This is a genomic window from Polaribacter sp. Asnod6-C07 (assembly GCF_045063625.1).
In the GTDB taxonomy this organism is placed as follows: Bacteria; Bacteroidota; Bacteroidia; order Flavobacteriales; family Flavobacteriaceae; genus Polaribacter; species Polaribacter vadi_A.
In genome coordinates, this window is record NZ_JBEFOF010000005.1 from 255,999 (window position 1) to 272,468 (window position 16,470).

The 16,470-nt window shown below is 29.4% G+C and carries 14 protein-coding genes; 4 read left to right on the forward strand and 10 right to left on the reverse strand.

The window, feature by feature from the left end:
• Positions 1-22: 22 nt before the first annotated feature.
• From ACJJVK_RS01205 to ACJJVK_RS01245, 9 genes are all read right to left on the reverse strand, one after another.
• Complete coding sequence (locus ACJJVK_RS01205) at positions 23-1,444, reverse strand: MFS transporter (RefSeq protein WP_405562390.1); 1,422 nt, start codon at positions 1,442-1,444, stop codon at positions 23-25.
• Between the two features lie 169 nt (positions 1,445-1,613).
• Positions 1,614-2,273, reverse strand: coding sequence for a response regulator (locus ACJJVK_RS01210; protein ID WP_405562391.1), 660 nt, complete (start codon positions 2,271-2,273; stop codon positions 1,614-1,616).
• 86 nt (positions 2,274-2,359) lie between these two features.
• Positions 2,360-3,379 carry a putative zinc-binding metallopeptidase gene (locus ACJJVK_RS01215; protein ID WP_405562393.1) on the reverse strand — a complete coding sequence of 340 codons (1,020 nt, stop codon included), beginning with the start codon at positions 3,377-3,379 and terminating at the stop codon, positions 2,360-2,362.
• A 142-nt stretch (positions 3,380-3,521) separates the two neighbouring features.
• On the reverse strand, positions 3,522-4,040 hold the full coding sequence (locus ACJJVK_RS01220; protein ID WP_405562395.1) for a hypothetical protein: 519 nt from the start codon (positions 4,038-4,040) through the stop codon (positions 3,522-3,524).
• A gap of 75 nt (positions 4,041-4,115) precedes the next feature.
• Positions 4,116-5,936 (reverse strand): ATP-binding protein, encoded by a 1,821-nt coding sequence (locus ACJJVK_RS01225; RefSeq protein WP_405562397.1) that lies wholly within the window; start codon positions 5,934-5,936, stop codon positions 4,116-4,118.
• A gap of 15 nt (positions 5,937-5,951) precedes the next feature.
• Complete coding sequence (locus ACJJVK_RS01230) at positions 5,952-6,536, reverse strand: DUF4202 domain-containing protein (RefSeq protein WP_215995760.1); 585 nt, start codon at positions 6,534-6,536, stop codon at positions 5,952-5,954.
• Between the two features lie 9 nt (positions 6,537-6,545).
• Positions 6,546-6,923: a nitrite reductase small subunit NirD gene (gene nirD, locus ACJJVK_RS01235; RefSeq protein ID WP_405562399.1), complete on the reverse strand. Its 378-nt coding sequence runs from the start codon at positions 6,921-6,923 to the stop codon at positions 6,546-6,548.
• 317 nt (positions 6,924-7,240) lie between these two features.
• Entirely contained in the window at positions 7,241-9,760 is a 2,520-nt protein-coding gene (gene nirB / locus ACJJVK_RS01240; protein ID WP_405562401.1) for a nitrite reductase large subunit NirB, read from the reverse strand.
• A 310-nt stretch (positions 9,761-10,070) separates the two neighbouring features.
• Entirely contained in the window at positions 10,071-10,292 is a 222-nt protein-coding gene (locus ACJJVK_RS01245) for a hypothetical protein (protein WP_405562402.1), read from the reverse strand.
• Between the two features lie 83 nt (positions 10,293-10,375).
• On the opposite strand from ACJJVK_RS01245, the gene ACJJVK_RS01250 reads away from it, so the two are divergent.
• Genes ACJJVK_RS01250 through ACJJVK_RS01265 form a run of 4 tightly spaced genes read left to right on the forward strand, consistent with a single transcriptional unit; the run spans position 10,376 to position 14,466 of the window.
• On the forward strand, positions 10,376-11,374 hold the full coding sequence (locus tag ACJJVK_RS01250) for a GntR family transcriptional regulator (protein ID WP_405562404.1): 999 nt from the start codon (positions 10,376-10,378) through the stop codon (positions 11,372-11,374).
• Positions 11,374-12,267 (forward strand): aldose 1-epimerase, encoded by an 894-nt coding sequence (locus tag ACJJVK_RS01255; RefSeq protein WP_405562406.1) that lies wholly within the window; start codon positions 11,374-11,376, stop codon positions 12,265-12,267. The genes ACJJVK_RS01250 and ACJJVK_RS01255 overlap by 1 nt, the downstream gene beginning before the upstream one ends.
• An 8-nt stretch (positions 12,268-12,275) precedes the next feature.
• Positions 12,276-13,424: a galactokinase gene (galK, locus tag ACJJVK_RS01260; protein ID WP_405562408.1), complete on the forward strand. Its 1,149-nt coding sequence runs from the start codon at positions 12,276-12,278 to the stop codon at positions 13,422-13,424.
• A gap of 19 nt (positions 13,425-13,443) precedes the next feature.
• Positions 13,444-14,466, forward strand: coding sequence for a UDP-glucose--hexose-1-phosphate uridylyltransferase (locus ACJJVK_RS01265; RefSeq protein ID WP_405562409.1), 1,023 nt, complete (start codon positions 13,444-13,446; stop codon positions 14,464-14,466).
• Positions 14,467-14,581: 115 nt separating this feature from the next.
• On the opposite strand, the gene ACJJVK_RS01270 is transcribed toward ACJJVK_RS01265, so the two are convergent.
• Positions 14,582-16,393 (reverse strand): arylsulfatase, encoded by a 1,812-nt coding sequence (locus ACJJVK_RS01270; RefSeq protein WP_405562410.1) that lies wholly within the window; start codon positions 16,391-16,393, stop codon positions 14,582-14,584.
• Positions 16,394-16,470 lie beyond the last annotated feature (77 nt).

Genomic DNA, 16,470 nt, shown 5'->3' on the forward strand with positions numbered 1-16,470 from the left:
AGAATACAACAACTGTAATTCTTTATTTTACAGTTACCAATTCTGGTGCTATTTCTTTTATTTTTTCTGATGCTTCTGAGTATTCATCTTCTTTAGAAAACTTAATAGTTAAAGATACAACTGCTGTTGCAATTACCACAAAACCAATTAATAAATACCCACTAGAAACTGCACTTGATGAAGCTACAGATTGGGCTGCTTTAATTGCTTCTTCTCCCAAACCTTCATTAGCTGCAATAGCTGCTTTTTCTGCTACAGCAGATTTTGATTTTAATAACATTGCTGCTAAAAAAGCACCAACATTACCACCTGCACCAACAATACCAGAAACAGAACCAATTGCTTTTTTATTGATAAATGGCACTACAGAAAATGTAGCTCCTTCTGCCATTTGTACACTTAAACTAAAAGAAATTAATAAAACAATTCCTAAAATTATACTTGTTGATCCTGAAAAGGATATCAACATAATACCTTGTAATGTTAAGATAAAAGACAAGAATAAAACTCGACCTCTTAAACCTTTTAATTTCCCAAATTTATCACCAAAGAAACCACCTAAAGTTCTTGCAAAAATATTCATTAAAGCAAATGAAAGTACAATATTACCAGCTGTAACTCTTTCTAATTGAAATGTATTTTGAAGGTAATCATCCATAGTTCCGTAAACTGTTAATTCAATTCCAAAACTTGCTGCATATACTACAAAAAGAATCCAAACTCTATAATCTTTTAAAACCTCTAAAAAACCAATCTGATCTTTTTTGGTCGTAATCATTTCTCCTGAAGCTTTTAATTCTTTAAAATTTCCTTTTGGAGTATCTTGTGTAAAAAAGAAATAAACAATACCCATTAAAAAACAAACAACACCTGCAATAACCATAGAATATCTCCAAGCATCTGCATCTGCAATTCCAAAAGCAACAACTGCCCCAGCTATTAAAGGCATTCCTAATCTATTTGCTCCTCCTCCTAAATTACCCCAACCTGCAGAAGTTGCATTTGCAGTACCCACAATATTTGGCGCAAACATTAATGAAGTATGTACTTGCGTTATTACAAAAGATGCCCCTATAAAACCAATAAATAATCTACAAACTAAAAATTGAGTTGGTGTTTGCACTAAACCACATAAAATAACTGGAATAGCACCTAACATTAACAACCAAGTATAACATAATCTTGGCCCATATTTATCGCATAATTTACCTATTAGTAAACGCGCAAAAACAGTTCCTGAAACTGCTAAAATTATAGAATTCCATTTTTGATCTGGTGTTAAACCTAAATCTTTTACAACATCTGGCATAAAAGGCACAATACCAAACCAGGCAAAAAAGCACATAAAAAATGAAATAGATGTAATCCAAAAAGTACGAGTGGATACATTTTTAAAATTAAACAAACTTAGTTTTGTTGCTTTTTCTTGAGCTAAAGTAGACATAATACATATATTTATACTACAAAACTAAGTATAAATACTTAATTCTAAGTATAAAAATACGTATATTCTAATTATTAGGATATCAACAATTACACAACACTGATTTTAAGGATATTGTAAAATTGACGTTAAAAAATAATTGTTTTAAAAAACAAACTTAACTAAGTACTTATATTAATTGATATTCTTTAACCTTATTAGTTAATTCCATTAGATTTTTAACCTCTAATTTCTTCATTAAGTTAAATCGATGTACTTCTGCAGTTCGTTTACTGATTTTAAGTTCATCAGCAATATCTTTATTATTTTTTAATTCTAAAACTAGATCTAAAATCTGCCTTTCCCTTTTAGTTAATTTAAAAGGAAGCTCTGTACTTACTTTTATAGAAGTATCAATACTTGTGGTATTTCCGCTTACAAAATTGTTCATTATTATAGAAGAAACATCACCTGTAAAGTATTTACCACCAGAAGCTACTTTTATTACAGCTTTTAAAAATTCTTCTTTACTTGCTCCTTTTAACAAATAACCATCTGCACCTGCTTGTATAGATTTTACTACATATTCTTCTGAATCGTGCATAGAAAGCATTAAAGTTTTTACATCACTAAAATGTTTTTTTACTTCTGCAACAGCTTCAATTCCATTCATTTCTGGCATACGAATATCTATAATTAAAACGTGTGGTTTGTTTTTAGAAAGCACCTCTAAAGCCTCTATACCATTAGAAGCTTCATCAATTACAGTAATTCCTGATTGATCTTCTAATAGCGCTTTTATTCCATCTCTTACCAAAACGTGATCGTCTGCTAACACAACATTTATCATAATTAATTATAGATTTTATACTTACAAAAATAAGAATTTTAAGTAAAACTACGTATGTTGAATAATTAGATTAAGTTTATATTAAATTATTTCAGATTCCAATTGTTATTAAATAATAAATTGTGAATGAACTCTAACTTAAAATAAACGGGCTCTGGAATAACAAAAGGATAAATATCTGGCAAGCCCATTGCTCTATTTAAACTATTTGCAGCAGAAGTTAAAGTAATACTTGCATCAAAAATTTTTCTAAAATCTTTAATTTTATAAGGATCATCAAAATTAGAAACACAATCTTTAGACAATATTGTTTTAGATTTTGTAAAAGAAATACCTAAAGAACTTGCAGTTTCTAAAGTATCCATAATATGTAGATAATGTGCCCAGGTTTCTGCCCAATCTTCCCAAGGATGTGAACTTGCATAGTTACTTATAAAATTCACGTTCCAATCTTTTTGCTCACCGTTTTTGTAATGTGCTTCTAATGATTTACCATAATCTTTTCTTTCATCACCAAAAAGATTTCTAAAACTCTGTAAGTGTTCTTTTTCGAAAAATAGCATCCAATAATAATGTCCTATTTCATGCCTAAAATGCCCCAACAAAGTTCTATAAGGTTCGTTCATCAGCTTTTTTAACTGAGCTCTATGAACAGCATCAGCTTCAGAAAGGATTATAGTTACAACACCATCTGCATGACCAGTAAGTTTATTTTCTTTGTTGTTTTCTGATAAAAAATCAAAAGCAATACCTTTGTCATTAAGGTTTTTTGCAACTAATGGTAATTTTAATTTATACAACTGATAAATTAATCGATGTTTAGCAAATTCTAATTGCTCCCATTTATTAAAGTCATCAAGATCTCTTTTATTTGGTATTGTTCTATTTAATTGGCAAGCTGTACAGAAATCATTTTCATCAGAAACATTTATCAACCAATTACAATTATCATAGATATAATTTTTACAAAATTTTAGGCTATTATTATCTGGTATCTTAAAATTATCAGAGTCTAGATGATAACCTAAAGTGCTTTCACAATTTTCGCAACTTGTATTCTCAAAATAAACAGTATTACTACAATTAGGGCATTGAAAAATATTCATAACTATCGTGTTTATATAAGTTTAGTTGCGTGATTCAGTTGTTAATTTAGTAAATAAACCATGAACGTCGAAATTACTTCAGAATTTCGCAAATAAGTAAATCTAGCAATATTTTTATGTGATGTTGTCAATTGGATTTTTATTAAACAATATCGAATCCAATTTCTTTAATTCCTAAAAAATCTTGTTTAGATTTTCTTTCAGTTAATATTCCGTTTTCTTCTAATTCTCGTAATAGTTTTTTTAAGACCTTAATCCTTTGCTTTTGACCTAACAACCAAGCTTGATTAGAAACAGGTGCTCCATTCAATTTCATTAAATTAATTGGGGTAATAACTATTTTTTTTTCAGAATTTTTAAGAGTATTTATCAATTCCGAAAGCAATTCTAAAGATAGTTCTTTGTGTTCAATTTTGGTAACATTAGGATATGTTTTCCAATCATAAATAGACTCCAATTCTTGAGCTTTTAAATCGAAACTATTTTCGAATTTTAATAACCCTTCTAATAAATTTTCGTCTTCAATATAAAATACTTCAGGATTAGATTTTTTAGTCTTAGTTCCACAAATAATTAATTGACCTAATCTAAAATCAGGATTAGCTTTCCAAATTCTTTCCAGTTCACTTAATATTTTCGGTATTCGATTCTTATCTCTCAATTTCGGATTCGTAATTTTTCAGCTTGTTGTCAACTTAGATATAAAATGATGCTTTAGCAAGCATATTAAAATAAATTAAACTGTTTTTAAAGGGATATTTAAAGTTACTCTAGTACCTTTTCCTAATTCAGAATTTAAGAACAAACGACCATCAATATACTTAATTCTTTCTTTCATAAAAGTCATACCCATTCCCCCATCACCATTTTTAACTTTTTTCACTTTGGCTGGCTCAAAACCCTTACCATCATCATCTATAACAATGCTTAACATATTTTTACTATGAGAAAGTGACACTAAAATACTGGAAGAATTTGCATATTTTATTGCATTATTAATTGCTTCTTGCGTAATTCTGTATAAATTTATTTCGGTTAAAGAATCTAATCGTTGATTGAAATCGGTTTTATTAAATAAAAGAATTTCTTTACCTGTTAGTTTACCTAATTCTTGAGTTAATTTTGATATTGCTGGTACAATTCCATGATCTGACAATTCTGGTGGCGTTAAATTAAAAGTAGCTGTTCTAACCCCTTTTATAATATTGGTAGTCAATTCTTTTAAGTGCTCAATTTTAGTTTTAGACTTTTCTAAATCACCTAAATTTATACTTTCTAAATTAAACTTTAAGCCTGTTAACATTTGCCCTATTCCATCATGAACATCTTTTGCAATTCTATTTTGTTCTTTTTCTTGATTTTCTATAATCTTGCTAGAAATTATTTTTTGCTGACTCATCTTCTCTTCGAAACTAACTTTTGTAAGTCTCTCTACTTCTATCTGCGCTTCTTTTCTATCTGTAATTTCTGATGCAATAATTAATAATTCTGATTTATCTTCTGTGGGTCTATAAGGTATAATAGACATTTCTAACCAAATAGAAATATTATTTTTAGCAGTTGCTTTTACCTCTCCTTGCCAACCTATTTTTTTATGTTTATTTATTAAATTTTCTATTACAACTTTTTCATTTTCGTTGATTGACAAAAGGTCCCAAAATAAAATTTCTTTATTAAAGTTTGATAATCGAAACAAACGCGAAAACTTATTACCCATATGGATTAAGTTTCCATTTGGAGAAATTCGTGCAAACAACAACGTTTCATCCATTGCATGACTTAAAGCTCGTAATTCTTTTACAGACTCTTCTTTAGCAACACTTAACTGATCTGCATTAAAAGCCATTTTTTTAGCTCTTTTTTCAGCCAATAATAATTCTGACAATGTTGCTTTTACCGATTTTGCAGTTGGCCAAAAAATGAATAAAAATTCACCTAAAAGAATTATTAAGGTTAATGCCATTAAAAAGAACTCCAACTTTCTTAACCAAGCTACTTTTTCATTTGCCTCTAAATCATATTGATTTACAATATCATCCATCTTTGCTAAAAAAGAACCTTCATTTTGAGTCACTTTTTTTATATCAGTAGCTAAATCATAAATAGCCAAATCTGAATTTTGTTGCAATTTTTCTATGATAGATTCTGAAGCAGTTTTTATAATCTTAAAAACAGGGTTAATTTCTTTAAAACGTCTTTTTATCTCATAACTATTTTCTGCTGGTAAACCTAAAGAATCATTACCATTTTGGAGTGCATAGTGAGAAAGCTCCCACAAAGTTAATGTATTTTTAATTCTATTTTTTAATTGATTTCTAGTAAGTTCTTGGTCTGAAATAGATAAGGAAAGAATATCTTTTGTTAATTTTTGACTTAACATTCGTTGCCTACCAGCAACATTTATTACAGTTGAATCACTTTCTTGATTTGCCAAATGATTACGAACTAAAACTTGGCTAATTATAACAGAAAGCGCAATTGTACTTAAAGCAAGAATATACAAACGGCTTAATTTAGAAAACGTACGTTGATCTAAAGAATTCCCGTTTTTTGTCATTTTAAGTCATTTTTGTTATGAAATAGCTTGTTTTACCAAAGCCAAGCTTTTATCTGAAAAAGGAATAGTTAATGCAGCTGCATGACCTTTGTCTGACATTTTAACCCAAGTCTTTTTTAAGATATCAATTACTTTTTCATCATTGTGTTTAGCTGCAAATTCATCGAAATAATAATCTAAAAAAACCAAGCAAATGGCATCTTCTAAAGTTTGAGATTCCTCGTTTTTCTTTATTAATTTCTTAAGGATAATTTTCTTTACTCTTTCTTGAAATTGCTCATCAAAACCTACTTGTTGCAAAATTTCTACAGTTAAATCTGCGTGCATTTTTTTAAGCGTTTCTCGCCATTTTAAATACCCAACTCTATCCATAGGATATTCTTTCCTTTCAATTTTCCACCTACAAATGTGCTGTGCTCTTGCTGCAATTTGTAATGCCTTAGATGCATTAGGCTCAAATTGAAGTAATTTTCTTGTCATTCTTTGCGAGTACAACAGCTCTTTAGCGTATTCTAGACCAGCAACTTGATAGGCATTTGGGTCTTCAGCATTTTTTTTATCTATTAAGGCAATTGCAGTTTCGAATCTTGTTGGCTTCATAAAATGGCTTTATTCTGAAAAGCCAATATACACAATTTCATCTTCTATTTTAACAGGATAAGTAGCAATTTTAAAATCTTCGCCAGTTAAATTAGATCCGTCTTCTAAAGAAAATGTTTTTTTATGTAAAGGACAAGCAACTTTTGGAGTTCCTTTATCATCACCAATCATACCTCTACTTAACACCATTTCCATTTTATGAGGACAAACATTTTGGCAAGCATACCATTTATTTAGTCTTGCAAAATTAAAAACAGCAATTTGTTTGTTTTTGTATTTTACACAAGCACCACCATCTAAAGGAAAATCTTGTACAGTTGCAGCTTTAAACCAGATTTTTACATCTTCTAGTTTTGTTGATGTGTATTGTTCTAAAATTTGTTCCATAGTTATGTAATTAAAAACCCCCTTAGTATCTCTGAATACAAGAAATAATTATTAGAGAAATAGTATTATTTTTATTCTGTTTAGACTTTTCAGGTTTTAAAAACCTGAAAAGTCTTTTTTTTTATTTAGTCTTAAAAATGCTTCTATTAAATTAGTTTTTACCAATTGTATTCGCTGGCTTTTGCGTTAGGGATTGAAGCATTTGTTTGAGCTCTTTTTTCTTTTTCAGAAAAAAAGCGAGTGCGTAAAGCCCGTTAAAACGCCCAAATTAATTTATCTCTTATATACCTACACCATTTTTGAAACCTTGCAGGAAACTAAACCCATTGTTCTGGCATTTTCTGATCTCTCATTGGTACAAAAACTATATTATCATCTTCTTCATCAGAATTTACAAAGTGATTAAAACGCTTCATAACTTCTGGGTCATTTACAGCTTGCGTCCATTCACATTCAAACTTATTTACTAAAGTTTCCATTTCAGTTTCTAAGTCTTCTACAATACCTAATTTATCTTCAATAATTACCTCTTTTAAATACTCTAAACCACCTTCTAAACGCTCTTGCCAAGCAGCAGTTCTTTGTAAAGGTTTTGCTGTTCTCATATAAAACATTAAATATCTGTCTAGATATTTAACTACAGTTTCATTATCAATTTGTTCTGCAAACAACTCTGCATGTCTTGGGTTTGCGCCTCCATTTCCACCTAAATAAAGATTCCAACCACCTTCTACAGCAATTAAACCAAAGTCTTTTCCACGAGCTTCTGCACATTCACGAATACAACCAGAAACTCCTCCTTTAATTTTGTGTGGTGCACGAATTCCTCTATATCTATTTTCTAATTCTATACCAAAACTGACACTTTCTGCCATTCCATATCTACACCAAGTAGAACCAACACAGGTTTTTACAGTTCTTAATGATTTACCATAAGCGTGTCCGCTTTCAAAACCGTGAGCAATTAATTCTTTCCAGATTAATGGCAGTTGATTTAAGGTTGCACCAAACAAATCGATTCTTACTCCACCTGTAACTTTAGTGTATAAATCGTATTTTTTAGCAATTTGCCCTAAAGCGATTAATTTGTCAGGAGTAATTTCTCCACCAGGAACTCTTGGAACAACAGAGTAGGTTCCATTTCTTTGGATGTTTGCCAAAAATCTATCATTAGAATCTTGAATTGCATATTCTTTATTTGCAGTATCTGCATTAATTGTAGCCATTAAAGAAGCTACTAAAGGTTTACATAACTCACAACCATGACCTCCATTTCCGTGATTATCTAAAACTTCATTAAAAGTTGTATACCCTTTTACTTCTATAATTTTATATAAATCTTGTCTGTTATAATCGAAATGTTCGCAAACAGAATCTTTAACTTCTATACCTAAAGATTTTAATGTTGCTGTAGTAATATCTTTTACCATAGGCTTACAACCACCACAACCTGTACCTGCTTTTGTACAAGAAACTACATCTGCTAAATCTTTAGCTTCTCCACTTTCTATAACTCCACAAATCTGACCTTTTGTAACGTTTTCGCAAGAACAAACTTGAGCTTCATCTGGCAAATCCATAACATCACCAAAAGAAGAACCGCCTTCTGTTGCAGGTAAAATTAATTGTGCTGGATCTTCAGGAATTTTCATTCCGTTTAAATAAATTTGATGCAACATATTATAGTCTGATGCATCACCAACTAAAATTCCTCCTAATAAAGATTTACCATCCAGACTAACATTAATTCTTTTATATAAATGTTGTGTTTTATTTTCGAAAATGATAGAATGCCCTTTTGATGCAGGCATAAAAGGTTCTCCAAAACTTGCTACGTCTACACCTATTAATTTTAATTTAGTAGACATATCTATACTTGCAGGCATTAAACTTTCTTTATTACCTAAAATTTGGTCTACTGCAACTCCAGCCATATCATAACCTGGAGCTACTAAACCATATATCATTTGATTATACAAAGCAACTTCACCAATTGCAAAAATATTTTCATCTGAAGTTTGCATTTTATTGTTTACTACAATTCCTCCACGAACTCCCATTTCTAAACCAGAAGTTTTACCAAGCTCATCTCTTGGACGAATTCCTGCAGAAACCACTAGCATATCTACATTTAGAACATCATCTTCACCAAATTCCATTCCAGTAATTTTACCTTCATCACCTAAAATCTGATTTGTAGCTTTACTTAAATGTATATTTAAACCAATAGATTCTAATTTTAACTGTAAAACCTGACTACTTCTAGAATCTAATTGTCTTGGCATTAATTTAGGAGCAAACTCTACTATATGTGGCTCTAACCCCATATCCATAACAGCTTTACCAGCTTCTAAACCCAACAACCCACCACCTAAAACAGCAGCTTTTGCATCTGGGTTTTCTTTTCTTAGCTTATCTGCATAAGCTAACATACCTTCTAAATCCTCTATGGTTCTATAGACAAAAACCCCTTCTTTTTCCACTCCTTTAATTGGAGGCACAAAAGCAGAAGAACCTGTAGCTAAGACTAAATAATCGTAAGTAAAAACTCTATTTTTAGCAGTTATAACTGTTTTTGTATTTCTTTGGATATCAGAAACCCTTTCATCAACAATTAAATCGATAGCATTTTCTGCATACCATTCAGCAGGTGCCATTTCTAAAGCCTTTGCATCTTGATTTTCAAAAAACTCGCTTAAATGAACTCTATCATAAGCTGGTCTTGGCTCTTCACCAAATACGATAACCCTAAACCCTTTATTATTAGCAGCTGAAACAAATTTTTCACAAAATTTATAACCTACCATTCCATTACCTACAACTATAATAGTTTTCATAATTACGTATTTTATATCACAAAACTACGTATTATTACTTACTTTTAATTATTTTTAACTATAAATTTTAAGTATATCACTTATTATTAGAGATTTCGAAAAAAATTGATAATTAATTTATTTTTATTAAATAAAACATCATTTAAATTATTAAAACTATACTAGGGCAATTATAAAATGGAATAAAAAAAAGATAAAAAAGAAAATAAGACTTCCTTTAATAGAATAACTTAAAACAATAAAACCTGAAATTATTTTAGAGTTATCTGAATATTTAAATAAAGAAAAAATGGTTCATCTATTTAATCATTCACACAAATACATTTTTTTTTCTTTTAAAAGCCACTGTGGTTCTAGGAAAAATAGTATTTATAAAAGTTGATTTTGTACTTATAATTTTAAAGATTCTCTCTAATGTTACTTTTGATGAATTTGACAAGTCATCTAAAATTACAACATAGCACTTGCTTTCTTTTAATTCAATTACAGTGTGAGAACCAATATAACTAGTCATTTTAATTTTATTTTTCATTTTTAGAACAACAAAAAAAATAAAAAAAAACATACCAGAACCTACTAGTTGTTTTTTATAGTAAAAACATATATCTTTGTTGTATGAAAATTGTATCACTTAAAAAAAATATTGGTATTCCAAAATACAAACAGATAGTTGCCTCTATAGAAGAAGCTATATCTAATGGGTTATTAAAAAAAGGAGACCAATTACCTTCTTTAAACGCTATAAGAGACAAACACAAACTATCTAGAGACACTGTTTTAACTGCATTTAACGAATTAAAAAACAGAGGCATTATCCATTCTATAGTTGGTAAAGGGTATTATGTTACCAGCGAAGACATTTTAGTTCAACAAAAAATATTTGTATTGTTTGATGAATTGAATTCTTTTAAAGAAGATTTATATAATTCTTTTTTAGAGAACCTTGGAGACTCTATTCAGGTTGATATTTTCTTTCACCACTTTAACCATGATGTATTTAAAAAACTCATAAATGATAGCGTAGGCAATTACTCCTATTATGTTATTATGCCTGCTAATATAAATAACACAAAAGCTATCATCAATAGTTTACCAGATGATAAAGTTTACATTTTAGATCAAGTACCTGAAGGATTAGAGAATTACCCAGCAATTTATCAGGATTTTGAAAATGACATTCAAAAAGGGCTATTTACTGGTTTGCACGCCATCAGGAAATATGAAAAATTAGTTTTAGTTTTCTCAGATTACAAACAACCCAATCAATTACTAAAAGGATTTAAAAGTTTTTGTAACGATTACAAAATTAATTTTGAAGTTACTGAATCCATCTACAAGAGAGTTCCACAAAATGGGGAATTGTATCTTGTTTTTGAAGATAAAGACCTAATTAAAATTATTAAAAAAATTAAAGAACAAAAACTAGAACTAACTAAAGATATTGGAATTATTTCTTACAATGACACACTGTTAAAAGAAGTGGTTGCAGATGGTATTACAACCATTTCAACAGATTTTAATTTGATGGGTAAAACATTGGCAGATATGATTACTAATAACTCACAAACTTCTGTTGCAAATCCAAGTAAATTAATTTTTAGAAAATCAATATAATGTTTAGCATATTCAACAAAACTGAGAACAATTTACCAACCATCATTTTACAAAACGCAGACAACTCTACTTCAGCAAAAATTTCTTTACAAGAAGGAGGTAGATTACAAGAATTAAAATGTAAAAATATCTATTTAATAAAAGACATCGCAAATTTTGATTATGTAAATTCTTATTCGTCTTCGATCTTATTCCCATTTGCTAGTAGAATTGAGAATGGCTCATACAGTTTCTTAGAACAAAAATATCAACTAAAGAAAAACGACAATAATACAAGTGCATTACATGGTTTAGTCTATGATAAAAAATTTGAATTATTTGATTCTAAAACAGATAAAGACAACTGCTCAGTAACATTAAGTTATTATGAAAATAATGAAAGCGTAGGTTTTCCTTTTAAATACTTTATATCGCTTACCTATACTTTATTTGAAAATAGTTTGCAATTAAATATTACTATTAAAAATATAGACGATTCTCCTTTTCCTTTTATTTTAGGTTGGCATCCTTACTTTTTAAGTGATGAATTATCAAATAGTTTTTTAAAGTTTAAGAGTGATAAAAAAGTAATTTTTGATGAAAACTTAATCACGAAAGAAATTGTAGAAAACACACAAGATGAACTTTTTAGAATTGAAGATAAAGGGTTAGATGATTGCTTTTTCTTAAAAGACAATAAAGCATCATTTTCAACATCAAAATACAACTTACAAATAACAAGTAGTAATAAAGAAAATTTCTTGCAATTATATACACCCAAAGACCTACCAGTTATAGCTATAGAACCAATGACGGGCATTTCTAACAGCTTTAACAACCTTGTAGGATTAAAGGTATTAGAACCTCAAAAAACAGATGGTGTTACTTGGAATTTAGATATTGATATTAAATAAAAAAAGATATGAGTGAAATATTAGTAAAAGAGGTAAAGCAAAAGTTTCTAAAAACTTTTAATTTAGAACCTATGTTAGTTTTTTCTCCTGGAAGAATTAATATTATTGGAGAACATACAGATTACAATGGAGGTTTTGTATTTCCTGCAGCAGTAGATAAGGGAATTGCAGCTGCAATTCAAAAAAGTGATACAGGAAGTTGTACTGCAATTGCTATGGATTTAGATAGCACTATCCATTTTGAATTAGACAAATTAAAACCATCAAAAGAAGGTAGTTGGGAAAATTATGTTTTTGGTGTGGTTGCAGAAATTCAGAATAGAAATAAAATTATTGGTGATTTTAACATCATATTTAAAGGTAATATTCCTGGTGGTGCAGGTATGTCTTCTTCTGCAGCTTTAGAAAATTCTGTTGTTTTTGGTTTAAATGAATTGTTTGATTTAGGTTTGACTAAACATCAAATGATTTTGATATCTCAAAAAGCAGAACACAATTATGTGGGTGTAAACTGTGGAATTATGGACCAATATGCAAGTATGTTTGGAATTAAAGACCATGCATTGCATTTAGATTGTAGGACTGTAGAATCTAAACCCTACAAAATTGATTTTAAAGAACATCAACTAATGTTAATCAATACAAATGTAAAACATAGTTTGTCTGATAGTGCTTATAATGATAGACGTTCTGCTTGTGAAAGTATATCTGAATTATTAGGAGTTGAAGCTTTAAGAGATGCCACAGAAGAACTTTTAGAAACTGTGATTGATAAAGTTACCCCTACTAATTATCAAAAAGCATTGTATGTTATTCAAGAAAATGCAAGAACAATTAAAGCTGCAAAAGCTATTGAAAACAATGATTTAGAATTATTAGGTTCTTTAATCTATCAATCTCACGCAGGTTTATCTGATCAATACAAAGTAAGTTGCGAAGAATTAGATTTTCTTGTTGCACAAGCAAAAAAGAATAAACATGTTTTAGGAGCAAGAATGATGGGTGGTGGTTTTGGTGGTTGTACTATCAACTTAATTGCAAAAACGGAAGCAAAAGTTTTTGCTGAAACAGCTTCAAAAGCTTACAAAAATAAATTTGACAAAGATTGTTCTGTGTATTTTATTGAACTTTCTGAAGGAACACATTTAGTAAAATAATCAACTAAAAATAAAAAAAATGAGCAATACCAATCTACAAGATTATTCGCATAAGCGATTTAATATCTTAACAGCAGAATGGGTTTTAGTTTCACCTCATAGAGCAAAAAGACCTTGGCAAGGTCAAAATGAAGAAGTAAATAACGAGAAAAGACCAACATATGATGAGTCTTGTTATCTATGTGCAGGAAACACAAGAATTAACGGAGAAATAAATCCAGAATATAAAGATGTTTTTGTTTTTACCAATGATTTTGCTGCTTTACAAAATGATTCACCTACATTTAATATAAATGACGGTCTTTTAAAAGCTGAAAGTGAAACAGGTATTTGTAAAGTAATTTGCTTTAGTCCTGATCATTCAAAAAGCTTGGCAGATATGTCATCAGAAGAAATACAAAAAGTAGTTTTTGCATGGCAAAAAGAATATACAGAATTAGCAGCAAATCCAAACATCAACTACGTACAAATTTTTGAAAATAAAGGGGCAGTAATGGGATGTAGCAACCCTCATCCTCATGGGCAAATTTGGAGTCAATCTTCTTTACCCAACGAAGTTGATAAAAAAAACACACAACAATTAAATTATTTTGAAAAAAATAATAGTAGTTTGTTAGGTGATTATTTAGCACAAGAATTAGAAAAAAAAGAACGTATTATTTTTGAAAATGATGGTTTTGTTGTGCTAGTTCCTTTTTGGGCAATTTGGCCATTTGAAGCAATGATTGTTCCTAAGAGACATTTATCTAATATTTTAGAAATGACAGAAGACGAAACATTACAATATGGAGAAGCAATTGCTGTTTTAACAAAAGCTTACGATAAAATTTTTAACACTTCTTTCCCTTATTCTAGTGGAATACACCAAGCACCAACAGATGGAAATACTAATAAACATTGGCATTGGCACATGAGTTTTTATCCACCTTTATTAAGAAGCGCTTCTGTAAAGAAATTTATGGTAGGTTATGAAATGTTTGGAACTCCACAAAGAGATATTACTCCAGAACAGGCTGTAAAAATGATTAAAAATTGCTTGTAATAACATATAAAGTTAAAAAAGCTTCTCATAATGAGAAGCTTTTTTAATTTAGATAAATAAATTCTAATTATAACATTAGTCCTTAAAAATCCTTTAGTTTTTTTGTTTGAAGGGATTATTTAGATAATCTTGTTACTCTAATATAAAAAGCACCCCAATCAACATTTTTATTATTTTTAAACCAAGTACTCATATTTGTTTTTCCTTTAGAAAAATTTCCTTCAAAAACAATAGCTTTAGCATCTTTTATTACTTGTTTTTCTTGTTCCCAAGCTCCAATCTTAATTCCACCTTTTGTAAAATTCATACTTCTACCTTCACTAATTTCTTCTGTAGAAATTGTTTCTGGTCTTCCTTTAACAGCATCATTAATCGCTAATCCAGATTCAAAAGGCCATCTACTAATTTCTATTTGATATTTACCAGTTTTTTCAAACTCTACAGTAAACTCACCCCCAATAGGATTCTTTTTAGCTTCTCTTATATAATCTTGATTCCAAGGAATTTTAGAATCGTGAATATGCGTATCATGACAAGTTAATTCTATTGGATTTTGATTATCTGACCCTAAAATAACAACTGGAAAAATATTAAACTCTGTAGAAACTGAACTCCACCATTCATTATAATAACCTCGCATTTTTTCAACCTTCTTTGGAAATTGATTTGCAATGTTATTAATTTGACCTGGATCTTTAGATAAATCGTACAACTCTGTACCATTAACTAATCTCATTTTATTAGACATTACAGTACTTTTTCTCCATTTTATAGGACTCTGAACTCTTTGAGAATCTGTAATAAGATATTCTCTACCAATAGTTTCTTTGTCTCCTAAAAGTAATGAAGAAATATCTGAACCATCAATTTTTCTTTTTCCTTCTGGTAACTCTAAATCACATAAAGTTACTAATGTTGGTAAAATATCTAAATGTGCTGTTAAATCAGTAACATCTTTACCACCTTTAATATTTTTTTCTGGGTATGATATAAAAAACGGAACTCTGTGTCCTCCTTCATATTCACTATTTTTTGTCCCTTTCATTCCAGCATTAAAACCATATTGTTTACCTCCTATTTTTTTATAACCAGAAGCAGTTCCATTATCAGTCATAAAAATTACAATTGTATTATCAGCAATTTTTAAATCTTTTAATTTCTTTTGAAGTTTTGCAAAATTTTCATCAACATTAGTTATCATTCCGTAAAATATTTTTTGAAATTCTGGGATATCTAAATCTTTGTATTGATTATAATATTCTTCTGGCACATTATAAGGTAAATGTGGTGCGTTAGTAGAAATATAGGCAAAAAATGGTTCATCTTTCTTTTCCTCAATATATTTTATAGCTTCATCAAACCAAACATCAGTACAATAACCTTTATACTTAGTTGGAACTCCATTTTTTAAATACGTATCATCAAAATAATCGTTATTCCAGTAATCTGGTGTTTGCCCTACACCTCCACCTCCATGAGATACTGTATATTTAAAGCCTTTATCTTGTGGTCTAGAAGGATACGTGTCACCTAAATGCCATTTACCAAACATTGCTGTTTCATAACCGTTTTCTTTAAAAACATCGGCCATAGTAGCTTCTTCTTTTCTTAAAATAGAAACACCACCAATTGTATGCCACACACCTACTCTATTTGCATATCTACCAGTCATTAAACCTGATCTAGAAGGTGCACATGTTGGCCCAACATGAAAATCTGTTAATCGAACAGATTCATCATGAAATTTATCTAAAGCAGGTGTTTTAACTAATGTGTTACCATGAGCAGCAATATCTCCATAACCTTGATCGTCTGTAATTACAACAATTACATTTGGTCTTTTTACTTTTTGAGAAGTTTTAGATTGAGAAGTACAAGAAATTGTAATTCCTGCAAGAATGATTAACAGCGCTATTTTTTTATTCATTTTATTTTATTTATTAAATTAATTTTGCCTTTTTTTATTCATTTTAAGACTAATCAATTTTATGACCATCAAATTTT